Annotated in this window: 3 protein-coding genes and 1 pseudogene (1 of these 4 cut by a window edge); 1 reads left to right on the plus strand and 3 read right to left on the minus strand. The window is 68.3% G+C overall.

Features of this window, described 5'->3' with window-relative positions:
* Window positions 1-16,328, minus strand: the 5' portion of a protein-coding gene (locus AORI_RS68085) for a hypothetical protein (RefSeq protein ID WP_016335742.1). The gene continues 17,527 nt to the left of window position 1, outside the view; only the first 16,328 of its 33,855 coding nucleotides appear in the window; its start codon is at window positions 16,326-16,328; the stop codon falls past the left edge of the window.
* Window positions 16,329-17,247: 919 nt separating this feature from the next.
* On the opposite strand from AORI_RS68085, the gene AORI_RS83515 reads away from it, so the two are divergent.
* Window positions 17,248-17,949 carry a hypothetical protein gene (locus AORI_RS83515; protein WP_123798543.1) on the plus strand — a complete coding sequence of 234 codons (702 nt, stop codon included), beginning with the start codon at window positions 17,248-17,250 and terminating at the stop codon, window positions 17,947-17,949.
* Window positions 17,950-19,472: 1,523 nt separating this feature from the next.
* Here AORI_RS83515 and AORI_RS84825 read toward each other — a convergent pair.
* Window positions 19,473-19,856: pseudogene (locus AORI_RS84825) on the minus strand (WXG100-like domain-containing protein); the annotation flags it as partial.
* A gap of 123 nt (window positions 19,857-19,979) precedes the next feature.
* Window positions 19,980-20,306 (minus strand): hypothetical protein, encoded by a 327-nt coding sequence (locus tag AORI_RS68100; protein ID WP_016335745.1) that lies wholly within the window; start codon window positions 20,304-20,306, stop codon window positions 19,980-19,982.
* Between the last annotated feature and the right edge of the window lie 375 nt (window positions 20,307-20,681).

Consider the following 20,681-nt stretch of genomic DNA (forward strand, 5'->3'; position numbering starts at 1 on the left):
GACCGCAGGCTGTGGTCGGTGGTGTTCTCCAGTTGCGCGGAAAAATTGCTGATGTAGCTCGTGCCGTGCACGAAACCCATGCCGAACTGCCGGCCGTCGACGTCGGTGAGCGGCGCCCACTGCACGTCGTCCGGCAGAATTTCCGCCACGTTGCCGAAGATTCCGCCGTCTCTCACGACGGTCGTCCCCGTGGCGTCCGATTCCACCAGGTCGTTCGCCGCGGCCACCGACCGGTATGGCCCGTCGCCGCGCAGGGCCTTGGCGAATTCCTGTGCGGCGGCGAAAGTCAAGTCCGGCCGCGTCGGATCCGCGCCGATCAGGACGACCGGGACCGAGGGGTCGTCGGCCGCGTGCAACCGGAACATCGGTGAGTTCCGGACGTGCCGGGCCAGCGTGGCGCCGTCGATCCGCACGCCGCCCACCACGAACTTGCCCATGTGACCGGTCACGTAGACGTAAAAGGGCCGATTCAGCCCGGGCAGGGACGGCATGCCGGCGTGGAGGGCCTCCCAGGAGGAATCCACCGAGTCGCGACCGGAATCGAAGCTGATGCCACCGGACGAGTTCGTGGTCGGTTCGTACGAAGACCCCTCGGGGACCTCGTCCAAGGTGACCTCGACGGTGACCGTCTCGGCGGTCACCGTGCGGAGCGCGATCTCCGGCATCGCTTGCGCCGGATCGTCCCCCAGTTCCGTCCGCAGCAGGTCCGCGAAGATCCGTGTGTCTCTCGGAGTGCCCGTGATCTCGACACGCACGGACAGACCATCGGCTCGCTGAAACGTGTGAGCCTCCAGCAGAGCGTTCGCGAGCCGCCGCAAAGCAGGCCGATCGTCGACATCGGCCGACGCCGGCGTGTCGGCCTCCACGGTGAACGTCAGGTGTCCGGACAGTTCCGCCCTTACTTCTTCGCGTCGCGCTTCGTCCACGGCGAACGAGCTCGCGCTGGAGGAGAGCGAGTACTCGCTGACCGCGTCCGAGTCGATGCTGGCCGCGTCCGAGTCCTCGTCGGAGGCGATCGAACTGTCGTCGCTCCAAGAGCTGCCGAAAGAGCCGCCAGGGCCGGATCCGGTGTTCACCGACAGGGTGCTGCCCATCCCGAGCGCCCCTGCGGAAGCGTTGTGGGGCGTGGCGAAGACCACGGCTCCTTGTTCCGGTTCGGCGCCATCGGCCAGTGGCCGTACGGTCCCGTCGCGTCTGACTTCGACTCGGGTGTCGAAGCCGGTGACACCGCCCCGGAACCCCGTGTCGCGAAGCAGTTCGGTCAGGGTGATCACCCGGTTGCCGTGGTGAGGGCTGCTCACCCGGCAGCTGAGGAAGACCAGGGAGGAGTGCTGCCGCCAGTGCGTTTCCCCGGGCAGGGCGATGCTGGACAGCAGCTGGACGACCGCGCGCTCGTCGAGTGTCACGAGCCGCCCGTTCCCGGTCCGGACCGAGAAGCCGTTGTGGTCGTGGTGAAGCGGAACGGTGAACTCGTCCCCGGTCTCGGGGCGGTTCCGGAACGCTTCCAGGAGCACTCCCCGTTCGTGGTCCGAGTGCGGGAAGCCCACTCCCACGACCGCGCCGGAGCGCGACCGCAGCGGGACGAAGTCCACGTCGGAGAGCCCGGATCCGGATTCCGGCGCGGGTTCCGGCGCGGCCGCGGCCGGCTCGGCGTAGGACCGCGCGACGGCGAACATGGTCCGCAGTGCGTGATGGGCGTCGTCGAGGACTTCGTGTCGCCGGGCGTCGGGTCCCAGGATGTCGTCGAGGCCGGGCCTGTCGAGCAGTGCGGTCATCTGCCCGCGCTCCCAGGCCGCGCCGGGATTCTCGCCCTCGAGATAGGCGTGGTAGGCGAGTGCGCTCAAGACGATGTCGTGCAGCGGGAACCGGCGCGCGAGTTCCTCCGGTGTCAGCCCTTCCGGCGGCACCACCAGGGGCAGCAGGCGGGTCCGCAGCGCGGTGGCCTCGGTGCGCGGGATCTGGGCGAGCAGGTTCGCCATCTGCGCGACCTGCTGGGGCAGCGCCGATTGCAGCTCCTGGTCGACCGGTTCCTGGCTGTCCTCGTAGCTCGGGGGCTGATCCTCGATCGGGTGCTCGCTGTAGGCGGGTGCGCCGTCGGAATGCCTTGTGCCGTCCGGATCCCGCACGTGGTCGTAGTTCGGCAGCTCGGCTTCGTACAGATCCTCGCTGTAGGCGCCGCGTCCCGGCTCGGGGAACCGGCCGAACGGCGTTTCCGGCGTGGCGTCGCGCAAGTGGCGGCTGCTCAGCCGGACCGTTTCGGCCGCCTGCCGCACGGAGCTCAGTTCAGTCCAGGCATAGAGAGGGTCCTCCCCGTGCAGGAGCAGGTCGGTGAGCATCGTCGTGAGGCCCTCGTGGAAGGCCGCCCGGATCCGTTCCGGCACGCCGCCCGGCACCGACGGCGGCAGCGGGCCCAGCAGGTCCTCCGCCTCCTGGCGGCGCAACTGTTCCCGCCAGTGCAGTTGTTCCTGCCATTGACGGCGATCCTGTCCGTCACCGGCGGGAGGCTCGTCGTGCCGCCGCTGCTCCAGACGTTCCCGCGCCTGGTCGATCCGCTCCCGCACTCGCTCCAGCTCGATGTCGGCCCAGGCGGCGAGGTCGTCGAACTCACGCAGCCGCTCGAATCCGGCCCGCAGATCAGTGGCGACCCCTTCCGCGTCCGCGCCCTGCGACAGCGCCCTGGCCACCGAGCCGATCATGGCCTGCCACAACCGCCGCTGCTCGCCGGCGCTCGGGCCATAGCCCCCACGGGGCCGGGGGCGCTCACCGAGCAGCGCCGCCGCCTCCGCACGCCAGAGTGCCAGCTCCGGCGACGGCTGCCGGACGTCGGCGTCCAGCCGTGATTCGAACTCGGCCACCGCGGCGGACAACCGCCCCGGCTCGGCAGGCAGGTCCCCGGCGAGCGGTTCCTCCACCCACCCGGCCGGCCCCTGGACATCTCCCCTGTGCATGCCGTCGGCCCGGTCCACCGGATACGCGCTCGCATAGACGCTCTCGCTGTCACTTACCGACTCGTCCGCATCCCCGGTCGTGTAGCGGTCCCCGCGCGGACTCTCGGTCTGCACCGGCGACAACGGCGAACCCACCCCACCCCTCCACGTCCCGCCGCTCCAGGGCTCGTCCGCGAACGGATCGTCCGCGAAGTCCTCGTCGGCGAACGAGTCGCCGTCGAACGCGTCGTCCACGACGGGTCCGGCGCGTGGGGGCGCGGTGGGCGGGAGGGTGGCCTGCAGCCGGATGAGTTCCAGCGGCACACCGGTGTAATGCGAGCGTGCGCCGGGCAGGTCCCGCAGCGCCTCGGCGCTCTCACGCAGCGGCACGACAGCCGGGTCGTCCCACGCCTCGCGCAGAGACGCCCCGGCGGAGACCAGGTCCGTCAACAGAGTCGCGAGTCCGTCGTGGATCAGCTGCCGGGCAGGGGTGTCCGCGCCCTCGGCCGCCCTGGGCAGCCCACCCAGCAAGGACTCGACCACCCGCCGGGCCGCCTCCACCGTCCGCGCCTCGGCCCGCTCCCGCTCCCGCACCCGCTCCGCGGCCCCCTCCACCCGCTCCGCCCACCGCTCCCACACCCGCTCGGCCCGCGACCGGCCCTCCACCGGTGCCGGTTCGCCCGCCCGCCCCACCGGCCCGGACTCGGGCGGGCTCACCGCCGCAGACGCCGCCACGGAACGGACTGGCCCGAGAATCTGCACCGCGGTCGCCGTGTAGTGCGCCTCCTCCGCCGGACCACGCAACGCCTCCAGTTCCGCGCGCAACCCCGCGACCACCGGGCTGTGCCACGCCAAACGCTGGTCGGTACCCGTCATGATCGCCTCGGTCAGCATCGACACCAGACCGTCGTGCAGAAGCTGCCGCGCCTCCTCGTCCGCGCCGTCCACCGCGGAAGGCAACCCTCGAGCCAACGCCTCGGCCTGCCCTCGGGCGCGCGACACCGCGCCCGCCGACTCCGGCGAACCTTCCTCCCACTCCTCCACCCTCGCCGACGCCTCCATGATCGGCCCCAGCCAGTTCTCCAACGCACGCTCGGCATCCGGACCCGGGCCGGCACCGGCTTCCGTTGACGGCTCCGGAATCGCCGCTCCCGGCGTGCGGGGCACCTCCCCCTCCAGACCCCGCAACCCCTCCAGATCACCCCGCAGACGCACCACGTCCGCGTGCTCCCACGCCACCTCCGCGACCGCACCCTCGGCGATCAAATCGGCCACCATCGCCACCAGGCCGTCGTGCAAGAACCGAACCGTGTCCTCGTCGACACCCGGCAACGCCGGCGCCGGTTCACCCACCAGCCCCTCAGCCTCGGCCCGCGCCCGCTCCGCCGGCACCACCGAGGGCACCAAACCCTCTTCCCGCTCGGCGACCCGGCCCGAAATCTCCGACAGCACCTCGGCCCACACCGCCAACGCCATATCCGCCTGCTCCGGTCCCCCACCGTCCCCATCGGACACGGCATCATCAGGATCAGGAAGAACGAAGCCGGTCCCCACCTGCACACCCGAACGCGAAACCACCGACAAGGAATCCGTGTCGGACACGTCGACACCGGGGAACGGGCCTGGTGAAGACGAGGGGGCAGGTTCGTCGGTGAGCGACCCGCTCCCGGAACGAGTCCTGACCGCGGGTGTGTCGGCGGGTGCGGCGTCGACCCGCACCCGGGGGAGGTTCTCCGCGTCCTCCGGCACCTCCTGGATCGTCTCGGGCAGGTGCAGACCGTGCGTGACGTCGAAGACGGAACGCCAGTGCGCGAACGTCTCGAGCGGGGTGTCGTGCGTCGGGAAGAACGCGCCGGCGAACCCGCCGGACGAGCGGTGCACTGGCACCTGAAGGTAGGTGTCGTTCGGGCCGAACCGCCCTGCGGGCGAGGCAAGTCGCCCGGTGCGCCTGATCAAGTCCGGGCTTCGGCTACGCAACCTCTCCTGGCTGCGCGACGACTCGAGGCTCGGCGTCTGCTTGCCACTCGGCCCGGCCTCGCTCGCCGTGCGGCGCGTGTCGAACGGCGAGATCTCCCGGCTCGACGGAGCGATACTCGCCCGGCTCCGACCCCGTGCCTGCCCCACGGGGGGAACGTGGTCACTCCGGTCCGAGTGCGCGGATTTCGAGGGAGTGGTCTCGTGCTCGGCGAAACCGGCGTCCTCGCTCGCACCCGGGTTCACCTCGGCTGCCGGCGCGTCGTCGTCCAGCGGCGTGAAGAACTTCGCGTTCGCACGGACGTTCCCGAGAGTCGCCCATTCGCCGAACTCGTCCAGGGTGAGCAAAGCCGGGTACGAGGTCCTCGGATCGTGCAGCACGAACACCCGCCGGCCGTCCACCGTGGTGGCCTGAACATGGACAGAGTGGCCCGGAGCGGACACCATGGCACCACCGCGAGCCGACACGTGCCCCCAGAAGGAAACGAGGTCGTCCGTGGTTCGCAATGCCTCCGCCAGGGCAGGATCCGGCCGCGTTTCCTCGCTCAGCATGCTGGAACCGAAGGGGGTTCCATCGGCTTCCGGCGCGAACTGGTTGCCCATCATCGCCACGTAGGACTCGTGATCGACCCGGCTGCGGCGGCGGCTTCCCCGGTCCACGAGCAGCGGCGACACCAGGACGCCGCTCAACCGGTTCTCACCCAGTGTCTTCCTGGTGAGCACCGGAGCCTGATCGACGTCCGGCTCGGCGGCGGCGAGTTTCTGCATGGTGCGGGCCCAGCGGGCGGTCAGCGCTCGCCATTCCCGGCGCACGGTACCGGCGTCCTGTACCGCGTTCACCAGACGCAGTGCCCGGCTTTCGAGCGCGGAGAACTCGGATCGCGCGTCGGCGACCCGCTTCCGCACCATCTCCTCGTGGGTCCGGCCGAAGGGCCGGTCGGGCCTGGACCGGCGTTCCACGCTCGTCATGGCGAGAGCGTCTTCGGTGGCATCGGCCACCGCACGGCCCACCCTCAGCAGCCCCGCCACCGTCGGCACCATGCCGCGGACGCGCATGTCGATCGCGGCCGGAGCGGCGGTGTTGAGGAAGTACTGCTCCTCATGGCCGGTGGCGGCGAACAACGCTTCCGCCAGCGCCGATCCGTTGTTCAGCAGTGCGCTGAACAACGGATCGGCGAGCAGTGCCCTCCGGGCGGTCGTCCCGAGGTTCGCCAAGCCGAGCATGGCCAGACGCACCGGCAGGCCGGCGTCCGCCGGGATGGCCAGGCTCAGCAGCGGTGAAGTGCCTGACGTGAACGGATCCGCGCCACCCGAGATTTCCGCTCTCAGCACGTCGAGCAGGTTCGAGAGTCGTGCGGGCGGCACCGGCTGGACGGCCCGCCGGTCCACCTCCGAACCGCCATGGGAACGCTTCGGACGGTGGGGCTGTTCCTGAGTGGGTACCAGGGAAGCGGCCAGCAAGGCCTCGTTGACGAAGGAGCGGACCTGTGCCCGGCTGGCCTCGGGCAACGCGTCGAGTGAACGCTCGATCGCGATCAGCCGTGTCCTCGTGCCGTGCGGCAGGGCGTAGTACTCCAGTTTGCCTTCGCCTGCCAGCGCGGTGTATTCGGCGATCTTGGCCCGCAGCTCGGCTCGGGGGAGCTCGAGTTCGGGCAGCCCGTGGATCACCCGATCGTAGCCCGCGGCGGCTTGACGCTCCGGGGTGTTGTTCTGACCGTCGTCGAGGGTGACCTCGACGATCGCCCAGTGGCCGTCGCCCGGAGCGTGTCCCTCCGGGATACCGCCGGTTTCGATGTGGAGTTCCACGTCTTCCGCTCGGACGGTCTGGTTGTCCTCTTGGAGCAGGGCGAGTTCTTCGGCCAGAGTCTCGCGGATCTGATCCCGCACCCGGCCGGCTCGTTTCCGGGCGATCGTGTCGGACATTCCGGGGAGCCGGGGACGACCGCTTCCGTACCCGGTGATGGTCACCTTGACCCCGCCCAGCCCCAGGTCCTTCCGGAGCACGGACGCGCGAGCGACGTCTCGAGCGAGCACGCGGGCACCGGTGAAAGCGCGCTTGCCCGCGGTCGACAGGCCAGGCTTGAAGCGCACCTTCACCGGCGGTATCTCGCTGACTCCCCCCAGCGCGACCGTCACCAAGGGATTGACGCTCGCGGCTGTGCCGTCGGACGCGTACAACAGCGCCTGCTGCTCGAAGAAGGTCTCGCCCGGTTCCCGGGTGTACATCCGGAAGAACCAGCGCTCAGGTCCCGGCAGGATGCCGAGTTCGTCGGCCATCGCCAGCCAAGCCCGCCGCCGGGCCGATGCCGTGGCGCCGTCGTATCCGGTTTTCCCGATGCCGTGAAGTGCTTCCGCGAGTTCGCGGTGACGTTCGAGTCGAGCCGTTTCCGCTACGTGACCGCCGCTCCTCGCCCGCTCCACCCGGCGCGCCAGATCCGCCGCGAGGTTCTCGAGTTCCACGTTGTGGTGCAGCAGATTGCGCTCGATCGCCGCTCGTACGGCGGCTTCCTCTTCCGCGGTGTGCGAGTGGTTCTCCAAGGTCACCTGCGTCCGGCCATCGGCGCTTTCCGCGATCACGGTGGCGAACCGGTTCCCGGTGTTGTCACGCGTACCGGCCCGGGCCATGTTCGTGTAGTCAGGACGCCCGTCGGCGCCCTCCCCCGGGATCGAGGACAGCACGTACATTTGCCCGGGCTTGGCCCACGCGAACTGGTTCACCCCCATCCGCTGGGCGGCTTCGTCGAGCCGCACCCGTTGTTTCCGCATCTCCGGGGCATGGTTCAGCATCTGCCCATAACGATGCCCGGGAAGCGGGCGCCCCGGGATCCCGCCGATGTCGCGCTGGTCCCGTCCGGCGATCTCCGCGGCTCTGCTCGCGTCCACAGTGGAGGGAGCGCCGTGCTCGACGATCTCGGCCAGTCCTTCGGCGAGGTGGAAGGCGCCTGTCACCTCCGTGTCGTTCCCCGCGTTGACCCGAGCCGTCGCCGGTCGTTCTCCCGAACCGTCGAACAACAGCGTGTCCGGTATGGCTCCGTGGACGATCCCGGCGAAATCACGGGAGACATCGGTGAGCTGCCTGGGCATCCGGGGAACCACCCGATGCAGCACCTGATCCCGGCCCTGGTCGTCGAGTACGATCCGGGAATCCCGCACCTCGAGTTCGATGCCGGAGCCGGTGCGGCGCAACGTTTCACGAGCCTGCTCCAGCACCTCCTCGGTCGCGAAGAACTCCCTCGCCCCGACAACGCCTCCACCGTCGTCCACGGACCGGGCGCCGTTGATGCCCAGCGTCCTGTCCTTCGCGATCCGCAGGGGCGGCCGGTACGCCGCCTTGGTCCCGCTCTCAGGACGGCCGAAGGCGGGGAAGGCATCGTCGGTCCGCTGCTCGGCCTGAAGCGGCCGGAGGGATTCGAAATGCTTCGCTCCGACAGGCTCGGGCTGGTAGCCGAAAGTGAGGTTCGGCTGCGGCGCGGGAGCCGCGACAGGAGCGACGGAAGGCCGCCGTTCGTCTTGGTTGTCGCCCAGGTGGATCAGGGTGGGGCGCAGGCCCGGCCCGAAGCGGATGAGCGGCACGGTCCGATGTTGTTCGTCGATGTCGTCGCGGATCTTGCGCTGGAAGTCCGTCTCCGGTTTCCAGTACTTGAGCGCGCCGTGCTCGACTCCCATCTCCCGCCCCGTGAGCAGGTAGACCATCCGGTCGTAGTCGGTGTCATGCAGGCTCGCCCCGTCCTCGGGGAGCCGGATGTCGTAGAGGTCGTTGTCGCCGGTGACATCGCGGTAACCGGACTCCCCGCGTTCCTGGACGATGCCGTCGATCACCCGGAAACGGCCGGACTCCTCCAGCCCGCGCATGGACTCGGCCAACTGCGCGTACTCCGTCGCACGGTCCTCGTACCGCTTCATCACCCGTTCACGGAGCTCCTCCGGCATCTTGGCGACATCCGGCCGCCTCGGCTCGAAGTAGGCCACCAGGCCGATCTGCTCGCGCGGCATTCCCAGCGGAACGTCCAGCTCGTTGAGCGTCTTGGCCTTGATCTCCACGGGCTTGGGCACCGCTCCCCGGGCCCGCCACTCGACCGAGGCGGGGTTGGCGGGCCGGACGTCGAACACCACGCCGAACCGGTCTGCCATCTTCTGGAAACGACGCTGATCCTGTCGCGGAATCCCGTACTGGGCTTGAAGTGTCCGCTCACTGACGTAATCCGAATGCGCGGACTGGACCGAAACCCAGCTGTTCCGGCGAAGCTGCGTCGGCGGCGTCGCGGTGGAAACGTGCTCGTCGATTTCGTCGAAAAGCTCTTCGATGAAACGGGCTGCTTCACGTTCGATCTCGGGCAGTTTCGGCGCTTCATCGGACACACGTTCGGACTCGGCGAACGAGCTTCTTTCCGCCTCTGAACCGTCCTCAGGAGTCGGCCTGCCGTCGATCGCGGCCAGCACCTCCTCGGTGAACATCCGAGCTTCCTGATCGATTTCCGGCAGGGCGGTTTCGCGGGAAAGGACGACCGAATCCGGAGAAGGCGAACTGCCGTCGGGAACACGGATCGTGCCATCCCGCCGGATCTCCACCAGGGTGGCCGGCCCCCGCACAGTGCCGCGGTAGCCATCCTGCCGCGCCAGCTCCCGCACCCTGCCGAGCAACCCACCCGCCACCGGATCATCCACCCGGCAACTCACCACCACCAACTCCGGCAAGACCCGCCACCCACCACCACCCGGCAACACCCGACTACTCAACAACCGATAAACCCCAGCCCCATCCAAATCCACCACCACACCATCCGACCTACGCCGAACCGAAAAACCACCACCATCCCCACGATGACCAACCACCGAATACGCACCCGTTCCAGCACCCGCCGCAAACGCCGACTCCACCACCTCGACCTCACCCACAGCCAACGGGAAAAACACCCCCACCACACCACCCCCACCATCCCTCAACGCGACAAACTCCACCTCCTCCAACCCCACCCCTACCACATCCGACAACAACACCGGATCCCCCACCGACCCCACTTCACCGGTGTGTCCGAAGACCTCCGCCAAACCGGCGAAGTCCGCGGGATCGAACCCCATCGACGTGAAAATCTCCGGATCGAACCCACCGGCCCACGACCCGTTATTCGGCTCCGCACCCCACTCCCGCATGCCGCCGAAAGGCTCGACACCGGTGCCCCAAGCCGTCTCCTGTTCTTCCCACGACCACTGAGCCGACGACTCGGGCAGCCTCTCTCCCGAGGCCTCCTCGGCCGGGTCAGGCACCCGCCTCCCGTCGGGCTCCTCGCCCTCCCTGGCCGCCCGCGACGCCTCGCGGGCGCGCGCCATCTGCGACTCCCACTCGGCACGCGTTTCGGGCGGCACACCACCGTCGGTTTCCGGAGAATCAGGCGACGAACCCGAAACCACCGCCTCCGGAGCGACACCACCCGCAGGCGCGGGGGTCTCGACCGCCGCGACCTCCGGCGAAGCCTCTGGCACGCCGTCTCCCCCCGGCACCGATTCCCGGACCGACAAACCCATCTTGTCGGGCAATTGCAGTTCCGCGTCCCAGACGATCCGCACGTGCTCACGCATGATCTCGTCGACCGACGGCAGCCTCCACTGCCCAGAGCTCCTCTCCCGGTGGCTCAGTAACGCCTCACGGACCAGCTCCTCCACCCGTGCCTGCCGATCCGGGCCCACTTTCGAACTTCCGGTGACGTCGATGTGCAAGCTCGGCCGGGCACCCGAAGCGGCGGCGAACCGGTCGAAGAAGCCCTCCACCACCCAGGTCAGCCGATGTGCCACAGCCACCGGAATCTGGGTCTGCGATCTGTGGAGCGGGCTGGTGAACACCCGGGATTGCCGGTACTGCTCCGGCGTTTTACCGGGCGTGAGATGAACCCGCACAGCGGTATGACCGTCGAAACCTCGGCCACCCTTACGCCACGACCACGTTATATCGAGCTTCTGAAGCGCGGACTCGGCCATGCCCGCATCCCGCATTCCGGCATTCAGCAGATTGGTGAGGTGGTCCCGCATTGCCCGCCGGATCACCTCGTCACCCGATTTGACCCTGATCTCCGAAAGAATCCGCACGTCCGGGTACTCCGTGCCCGGCGCCTGCGCCAGGATGCGCTGCCCCAGTGACCTTCCGAGAGCGATCAGCTTGTTCTCGTCGTCGGTGAACATTTTCACGGATCGCTCGTTCACCACGCTGAAGTCGCCGTCGAACGCCAGCTTCGACTTGTCTTCTGACAGTTTCTTCAAAAGCCAGGGAAGCGCAGGCCAGGAAAGTTCGGGTACTGGCTCGGCCGATGCCTGGTCGAGGATGTGTTCCGGACCCTCGACATCGAGGTACAGCACCGTGGCCTTCGATTCCTGCGAGTTCTGCCGGAATGCGACGTGGCCTTCGATGAATCGTCGGATCTCCTCTTCCTGGGCCGAGGGCATCGCTGCCCGCACGGCCGCGTTCACCGCCCTCAGCACCGCGAACTCCCGGGCCTGAGGGAAGCGCTTCCCCGCGTGCAACTCCAGATTCAATCGCACCCGCTGCCCGGAGTCACCGGCGTCTCGCACCCGCTCGACCAGGCCTTCCAGCAGCCACCCCAACCGCCGTAACGAGACCTGCGGAAGACGGTCACTGCGGGGGAGGAAAGCGAGGACCAGTTCCCTCTCGGCGCGATAAGCCCGCCGAGCTCGGTTCGGCGATCGATACACGGACACGCCGACGCGTGCCGGCTGTCCTTCGCTGATGGTGTGCTGCATACGGTCGAAGGGGAGCTGTGACTCTTCGAGGGCGACTCCCCGGTCCCGCAACGCGGTCCGTACCCGCTCTTCCAGCGAATCGAACAACTCCGGAGCCCGCTGCTTCAGACGCGCGGGCGTATCCGTCACCTGCAACCTGATGTCCAGTGGCTCCAGTCCGAGTCGCGTCAACTCCGCGGCGTTCCGTGCGATGTGATCCAGCAGCGTGTTCAGCTCGGCTTCGGTCTCCGGCGGCAAGACCAAGGAGTCGCCGGACAGAGTGCCTCGCCACGCCGCCTCGACCGCGGCGCCCGTGGCGGCTTTTTGGTCCGCCGCGGATCGTATCGGCGCGTCGGCGGTCGCGGCGGGCAACGGAACGAGGCCGGTCCTGGACGCGGAACCGTCGTGCTCCACGGGTGCGCCCTGCTCCGAAGTACTTTCCTGCTCCGAGTCGAGAAAGTGATCAGGTCCCGTGATCTCCATGCGCAGCATCGGGTTGTTGGGCCCGATGGTCTGGCGGAGTTCGACATGGTCCTTGATGAACTGTTCGGCTTCCTCCCAGGTCGCATCCGGCAGCACCGCCCGCACCGCCGCGTTCATCTCGATCGTGATCGCGTTCAACCGTCGCGGGAGCACCGTCTCCGAAGACCGCAGATCGAGTACCAGCCGAGGCCGGTCGTCCGGTTGGGCGTTGTCGCGCGCCCGCTCGGCCAGCCCCTCCACCAACCACCCCAGCCGGCGCCGCGAAGCCTGCGACAACCCGCTACTGCGGGGCGGGAAGGGCAGATCCAGCCTCCGCGAGGCCTGATAACTCCGCACCGTCCGATGTGGAGATCGATGCACCGCGAACCGCACCCAGGGAGACTCCCCCTCACGCAACTCGTGCTCGATGCGATCGACCGCGAACCGCAGCGCATCGCGAGCCACACCACGCTGCTCCAGGAGCGACGACAGTTTCTCTTCGAGCATGTCGAACAGCGCCGGTGCGAAGCGCCGGCGTCGCTGCGACGTGTCGAACACGTGCAACCTCACATCAGCGGGCTCGCGCCCTGCCGAAGCCGCTGTCTCGCGGGCGACGCTGTCCGCGAGTTCGGTCAACGAGGCCTGATCCTCCGGCGACAGCCCTGGCGGATCGGTCTTCGTCACCTTCGCGGACCAGCTCCGTTCCTCGGGCGCGTCCGGTGCTGCCACGCCGCCCGCCGCCGAATCACGCAATGGCGGTCCCGGAGCCAACGGCAGCGCGATCAGAGACTCGTCTCGGCCCGCATCGGGCGGCTCAGGCAGCGGCGCCTCAGATGGCTCGGGCCGGGCGGCCACTGAATCCAGAGCGTGTTCCGGCCCTTCGATCTCCGAGTAGAGCCAGCCATAGCTCGGTGAGACCTCCTGTCGAAAAGTTATGTGCTCTTCGACGAACTGCTTGATCGCCTCTCCAGGCGCGTCCGGCAATGCCGCTCGCACCGCCGCGTTGACCGCGACCGTGACCGTGGCCTTTCGAACAGTGATCCAGTGCTCCGTGCTACGAAGATCCAGGATCAGGCGGGGCCGCCGCACCGGATCGGCGTTGTCCCGCACCCGCTCGGCCAGCCCCTCGATCAGCCAGCCCAACCGGCGCTGCGCGGCTCGCGAGAAAGCGCTGTCGCGGGCGAGGAAGGGTACTCGAAGACTTCGCGCCGCCTGGTAACCACGCACCGGCCGGTTCGGCGACCGATGCACCGTGACCTCGACACCAGGCGTCCCATTCTTCGGCACACCGCCATGCAGCCGATCAAAGGTGAACCTGGCCGCGTCCGCGTCCACGCCATGAGCCCGCATGGCGTCCCGAAGACGCCCCTCCAGCAACCCGAACAACGACGGACCGAATTGCGCCCGGCGCTCGGCGGTGTCGACCAGGTTCAACCGCACGTCCGCCGGCTCGCGACCGTTCCGCTCCAGCTCCGCCGCGTTCCGCGCGATCCGATCCGTCAACACGGCCAGCGAGGCCTCGTCCTCGGGCGACAGCCGCGGCTCACCCGTCGCCGGAAGTTCGGCCCGCCATCGTGTTTCCACCACCGCGTCCGTCGCGCTCGACCCGGCCTGCTCGCGGGGAGCGCCGGCCTCGGCCGGCAACGCGACGGCCCCGATCATCGGTACCGGCGCAGGTGGTGGCGCCTCGGTGGTACCGGTGTCGATGAGGTCCGCGAACACCACCGTGTGAGCCCTCGACGGACCTTGCAGGAATTCGATGCGCTCTTCGATGAACTTCTTGACCGTCTCCGCGGTGGCCTCCGGAAGCGAGGACCACACCGCGGCGTTCACCTCGTCCGCGACCGTTCCCGCCAGATGGGCCCGCGCGGCCGTGGTACTTCGCAGCTCCAGCGCAAGACGGCTCGGATCACTGCCGTTCTCGGTCACTCGTTGGACCAGGCCGCCCACCATCCATCGCAGCCGGCGGCTCTCGACGGCGAAGAGCGCCTTGCCGCGAGGGAGGAAGGAGAGAGCGAGACTGGAAGCGTCCCGATAGGACTGCACGGACCGGTTCGGCGTCCGGTGCACCGTGATCGACAAACCACGACGAGGCTTTTGGATGACGGTGTGCTCGATGCGATCGAATTCGAACCGAAGCAGCTCCGGATCGACCCCACGATCGAGCAGCGCGGTCCGCAACGACCGATCCATCAGGTCGAACAACGCCTCGGCGTGGTTCTTGAGCCAGTAGACGGTGTCGTGCACATGCAGCCTGACGTCCCAGGGCTCCTGTCCCGGCAGGAGTGACAGCTCACCAACGAGGTTCTCGGCCAAGTCTGCCAAGGAGGCTTGATCCGCTTCCGACAACGACATCGGGTTGTTTCTGTCCGCCGGTACGGCCCAACGACCCACCAGCGGCGCCTTCTCCAAGGTTTCGATGCCCAGGCGGGTGTTGTGCAGGAGCGGCCTCGCGGAGGCGGGCAGCGGAATCACGGGTACGTCGTTTTCGGACGATTCGCTTTCCTCCACCGACAACGCCATATCAGGATCGTCAGGAATCGGCTCTCCGAAACGGACCGCACCCTCGGAGCCCGGCGGTACCGGCGCGTCCCTCGACGATTCCGCCGCACCGAAGTCCTCATGGACCGGCTCTGCCGAAACATCCTGCCCAGGTTCTTCCCACTGCCCGACGTGCGTGTGCTCGAAGTCCATATTCTCTTCGAACAGTGCGGGCTCCCAGTCCCGCATCGGCTGTTCGGACACCGTTTCCCTCGTCGGCGGATGTTCCGCCGGGCGGGTGGCGGACTCCGCGCCGGACACGCGAGTCTCACCGCTCGAGGAACGCGCGGGTTGCCGGTCCCCACTGTCATCCAAGGCGTGCTCCGGGCCCTCGATGTCCAGGAGGAACATCGGGCTCTTCCGCCACGTACTCCGAGCGAGTCCGATGTGGCCCTCGATGAATCGTTTGATCATCTCGTCGGACGCGTCCGGTAGCGCCGCCCGCACGGCCTCGTTCACCACGGCCGTGATCGTGGAGACCCGCTCCTCGCTCCCCTTCTCCGTGCAACGCAGCTCGATGAGCAATCTGGACGGCTTCCCCGGATCGGCGTTGTCCCTCACCCGCGCGGCGAAGCCCTCCACCAGCCACCTCAGCCGGCGCCTCGACGCCTGTGAGATTTCGGCGCTGTGCGCGAAGAAGGGAACCTGGAGCTTTCGTGCCGCCCGATAGTTCGACGCCGGCCTGTTCGGTGACAGGTGCACCGTTATCGCGATGCTGGGCATCGCGTCCTTGGGTACGCTGCTCTGCAAGCGATCGAAGGGGAACCGCTCCGCGTCCACGTCCATTCCCTGAGCCCGCATGGCTTCACGCAGACGCCTCGCCAGCGACTCGAACAACCTGGGACCGAGCCGCGCCCGCCGTGCCGGAGTGTCCGTCAGATGCAACCGCACATCCGCCGGCTCGCGCCCGTCACGCTCCAGTTCCGCCGAGGTCCGCGCGATCCGGTCCACCAACGCGCCAAGCTTCCACTCGTCCTCCGGCGACCACCGTATTTCACCGACCGCCGGAAGACCGGCCCACCAATCGTCCACGATTTGGTGATAGGCGTCGGCGCCCCAGCTGGGCCGGTCGACAGCCGTGGCGGCGGGCAAGGCGACCAAGCCTCCGGCCGAGGGTGCGGTGGACGCGGGAGCAGGAACAAGGCCGGGTTCGGTCAACCTCGCGAAAAGCGCGGTGCTCTTGAGGGATACCTCCTGCACGAACTCGATGCGCTGATCGATGAAGGTCTTGATCTGGTCGGCGGCGGCCCCGGGAAGCGCCTGCCGGACCGCCGCGTTCACCTCCGAGGTGACCGTGTCCTTCCGGTCTTGGAGCATGCTCTTCGTACTGCGCAGGTGGAGCGTCAGACGGCTCTGGTCGCCGCTGTCGCCGGCCACCCGGCGAGCCAGCCCCTCCACCATCCAGCGCAGGCGACGCCGATGAACCCACGGCAGAACCTTGTCACGTGGCAAGAAGAACAGGTCCAAACTCCGGGCGGCGCGATAAGCCTCGATCGGCTGCTTCGACGTCTCGTGCACGACGATCTCGATACTGGAAGAACTGTTTCCCCGCGCCGCGTCTTCGATGTGATCGAAGTCGAATCGCAGCAGCTCCGGATCCACACCACGCTCGATCAAGGCCGCTCGCAAACCCTGTTCCATCAGCGCGAACAAAGTCCGGCCTTGCCGCTGAAGCCACAAGACGCCGGCTGTCACCCGCAACCGGACATCCCATGGCTCTACGCCAGGCTGAAGCGGGAAGTCCCGGACAAGAAGCTCCGCCAAACCATGCAGCGAAGCCCGATCCGTCTCCGACAACTCCAGCCCGTCGGACATGGACGGACTCGCGGACCAACGCGCCTCCGCCGTGGGGGCCGGCACAGTGCTGTTCTTTCCAGGCGCCACCCGTGAATCGGCTCGTGCTTCCGGAAGCGGGAAGGGGCCCTCGAGGGCATGGCTCGGCCCGGCCACTGTTTCCTGTCGGAGCCCCTCCGGCGAAGCGAGATCCACATACCGCGCCCCCTCACTACCATCCCCGGAAGTGTCGCTGTCCAAGTTCTCGACCCGGCCGTCGTCCCATACCCGAACCCGGCCCGTCGGACCCGAAACACCGCCCTCGTACCCCTCCCGCCGCGCCAATTCCCGCACCCTGCCGAGCAACCCACCCGCCACCGGATCATCCACCCGGCAACTCACCACCACCAACTCCGGCAAAACCCGCCACCCACCACCACCCGGCAACACCCGACTACTCAACAACCGATAAACCCCAGCCCCATCCAAATCCACCACCACACCATCCGACCTACGCCGAACCGAAAAACCACCACCATCCCCACCATGACCCACCACCGAATACACACCCACCCCACCAGCACCCGCCACAAACGCCGACCGCACCACCTCGACCTCACCCACAACCAACGGAAAAAACACCCCCACCACACCACCCCCACCATCCTCCAACGCAACAAACTCCACCTCCTCCAACCCCACCCCCACCACATCCGACAACAACACCGGATCCCCCACCGACCCCACACCCGACACGACCGTCGCCGCCGGGCCGGTCGAGCGCTCGGGAATCCGCGGCGATGTCGTGGTCTCGGCCGAGGCACGAGCGGATTCCTTCGGGGTGACCGATTCGGCGGTGCCCGATCGAGGCCCGGCCGTCGTCCGAGGCGTGGCCGTTTCCGGCGCGAGCCCCGAACCCACGCCGTCCCGCGACGACAAGGGCGCCTCGGGTTTCACGACACCCGGCCGGCGGCGGGACGCTCCGTCTTCGCCCACGCGAGACTGCGTCTGCGCGGCCGCGGACTTCGACGTGTCCGGCCGTTGCGGGGAAGTGTCGTCGCCGCTCGCACGAGTCCGGTTCCCTGAAGGGCTCGTCTCCGTCTTTTCCAGCCCGGCTGCGGGCTTTCGCCGGTCTTCGGTTCCCGCTGCGGATGCCGCCTGCGATGACTCGCCGGCCGGTCGCGACGGCACAGTGGCCTCCGGAGCGCCTGCCACCGTCACCGGACGACCCGGCTGCGCCGAGGTCCCGGATGCGGCCACCGAAGCACGATCCGGCGCCACGGACGACGCAGCACTCGGCCGATCCGAGACACGCACGGCAGACGACGATTCGCCGCCCGGCCGCGACGGCACGGTGACGTCCGGAGCACCTGCCGTCGCCGCCGGACGGCCCGACGGCGCCGAGGCTCCGGATGCGGTCACCGAAGCACGATCCGGCGCCGCGGCCGGGGACGACGGCGCGCCGCCCGCCTGGGACTGGGTCTGCGGCCGGCTCTCCACCGCGACGTCCGGACGAACCGCCCGGCTGTTCGCCGGATTCTGATTCTGAGGCTGACCGGCAGCAGCCGACTCCGCGCGCGGCTGGCTTTGACTCTGGCCCGAAGGAGGTGTGCTGGCTGTTCCGGCAGGCTGGCCGCCCGACACCACCGCCGGCTGTGAAGAGCCGGCCGCTCGCTCCTGGGTCGACGGCGTTCCACCCGTCACGTCACGGGGATCATCACCGGCTTGCCGGTTCGCCGGCGCCGCGGACGAACGCGTGTCCCCGCCGGCCTGTTGACCCACCGGCGCGGCCTCGGCGTTCCCGGGAGACCCAGTGCCCGCATCCGGCTGGCCGGTCACGTTCGAGGGCGGCGTCGACGGCTGGGCCGAACCGGCCGTCTGCCCCTGACGAGCATCCTGCGCGACACTGTCCCCGCGCGCCCCCGGGGCGGCGCCCTCGGTCACCCCAGGACCCGACGTGTCACCGGTGTGCCCGCCGGCCGTGACCGTGGGTTCTGGGCCCGTGGCCGGAACCCGCGCCCCAGCGGGACCATGCGCTGCCGCCTCTCCGGCCTGCGCGGTCGCTGCCTCCCCGAGAAACTCCCGCAAGTCCGGCTGACCGGCACTCTCGGTCGGAACAGCCTGCTGTGCAGCAGATTCGGAACCGAACACCGTCCCCAATGGAGTCCGGGCAGGAGACGTGATCTCACGCGCGCCATCCGCGACACCATCGGTCGCTTGCGCGGCCGGGGCAGCACCGGGCTCGGGAATGACCAGCGGCCGCTTCTGCGATTCCCCGGCGACCTGAGACGCCTCATCCGCCGACTCGGTATAGGGCGGCAACTGCTCCGAGTCCCGCCCGTTCTCGGGATCCGGCTCCTCTTCCGCCGCGACAGCGGCCTTGTCCTCACCCTCGGCGGTGGTTTCACCATTACCGGGCAACGACGCCGCGGCAGGCTTGAGCCACCCGAGTCCCAGCTGATCCAGCTTGTCCAAGAACGACTGCCCCATCACCGTGGCACCCTGGCCGGTGACACCGCCGCCCTTCCCCCCATCCCCGGGACCGGACAGCGCGCCCAGAATGCCTTCCCACATCACCCCCTCGTCGTCCTTGAGCGCGAGGAACACCAAGGGATTACTGAAGGCCACCATGGCCACCTGGCCCAGCGCGTAAGCCGACGGGCCAGCGATATCGAACGTCTTCTGCCACCCTTGCGGCAGCTGGTGCCGTATCTCCTTCGAGAAGAAGCTCCCCACTCCCCTGGCCGCACCGTGGAACACGCCACCCGCCACACCGCCGATCGCGCCACCGATCGCCGACCCCTTCAGCGACTCGGTATCCCACCCGTCCCGGCCATCCGTCGCGATCTGACCACCCTGGATACCCCCGTCCACCGCGACCATGAGCCCCGCACCGCCCGCCGCCCACTTCGCCGCCGTCGAGCTCAGCTTCAACAACTGACTACCCACCTGTTGCACGGTGAGCTGACTCAACTTCGCCTTCAACAGCTGGAGGATCCCCTGAATGGTGAGACGAGCAGCCACCTGCACCACGGGAACGAAGATCGCGCCGAACAACGTCGACAGCAGTTGAATGATCGCCGCGAGCGTCAACGCCGCGAACGTGATCAACATGATCTTGTTCTTCTGAATGTCGGCGGCGGCGTTTTTCGTCTGCTTCTCGAACGCCGCCGCCTGGACCTTCAACTGCTCGAGACCGGCCGCCAGATCGCCCTGGATGAACCCCAGGATTTTCGACGCCGTCTGGCCGTCGAACGACCGATCCAGCCGGCCCGCCACCGAAGGGAGCTCATCGACGACTCTGTCGAGATCCGCATGGAACACCGACCAGGCGTGACTGATGGCTTTCAGCCCGCCCTCGCTGCCTTCCGGCCACTCCATACCCAGGACGACCTTGAAGAAGTGCTGGAGACTCGGCGGCAGCTGGGTGGTCTCGTCAGCGCCGTGCATCGGCCGCTGATCACCACCGCCTGCGCCTGAGCTCTCCTTCACCTCATCTCCCCTGGTTTTCCCTCAAACAGCCGAGTCACGCCTCCGCGAACTGGAGACCCACCGGTGGCTACCCGGCCGGGATCAACTGCCCTGTCCGGTCGACGCGTCGATCCGCGCGGCACTCGCCTGATCCAGATCCTTCAAAACCTCGACGCTCTTCTTGATACCGTCTTCGAGCTGGACAGTGCCTTCGGCCGCCGCGTGCGCCCCCTGCCGGGCCTCGTCCGAAGGCGCCACGTAATTGTTGGCGAACGCCTTACCGATGTCGTCTTTACCCCAGCACCCGTGGTGATCATCGAGCGTGCCTTCGAGAACGCGCAGCGAGTCCTGCAGCATCTCCCCGAGAGCACCCAGTCGCGCGGCGGCGGCGGAGGCCCCCTCCGGGTCCAGCCGGAACGTTTCAGGCATCCTTCCTCCGCTCCTCGATTTTTCTGTCCTTTGTGTCCAGTCGTCCGCCGCGGCATCCGCACCTGCGGCCCGTCGGGACAGACGGTGGCCGAAAACCCACGGTTACACACGTTCGGCCCAGTACCAAGGCAAGGCGCGTCCCGAAGCCCTTTTCTCGCGCTTGTTGCCCTTACCTCCCTCGAAGACATCCCCGACTTGCCCATAAGCACACAATTCGTCACTCACGGCGAGAAATACGCGAGGATTCCGTGGGTTCGGCGACGTTCGGTGACTGATCAAGATCGGTCACCGCACACTTGCGCAGAACGTTCCGCTGTGGCCGAGAGGCGAATGTGCCGGGTCGAGCGGAACGTGCCGAAGGCCACCTTCTGGGCG

The organism is Amycolatopsis keratiniphila (genome assembly GCF_000400635.2).
Classification (GTDB): domain Bacteria; phylum Actinomycetota; class Actinomycetes; order Mycobacteriales; family Pseudonocardiaceae; genus Amycolatopsis; species Amycolatopsis keratiniphila.

Coding starts and splice junctions, on each gene's coding strand:
- AORI_RS68100 (WP_016335745.1), bottom strand. CDS start 20,306: ATGCCTGAAACGTTCCGGCTGGACCCGGAGGGGGCCTCCGCCGCCGCC.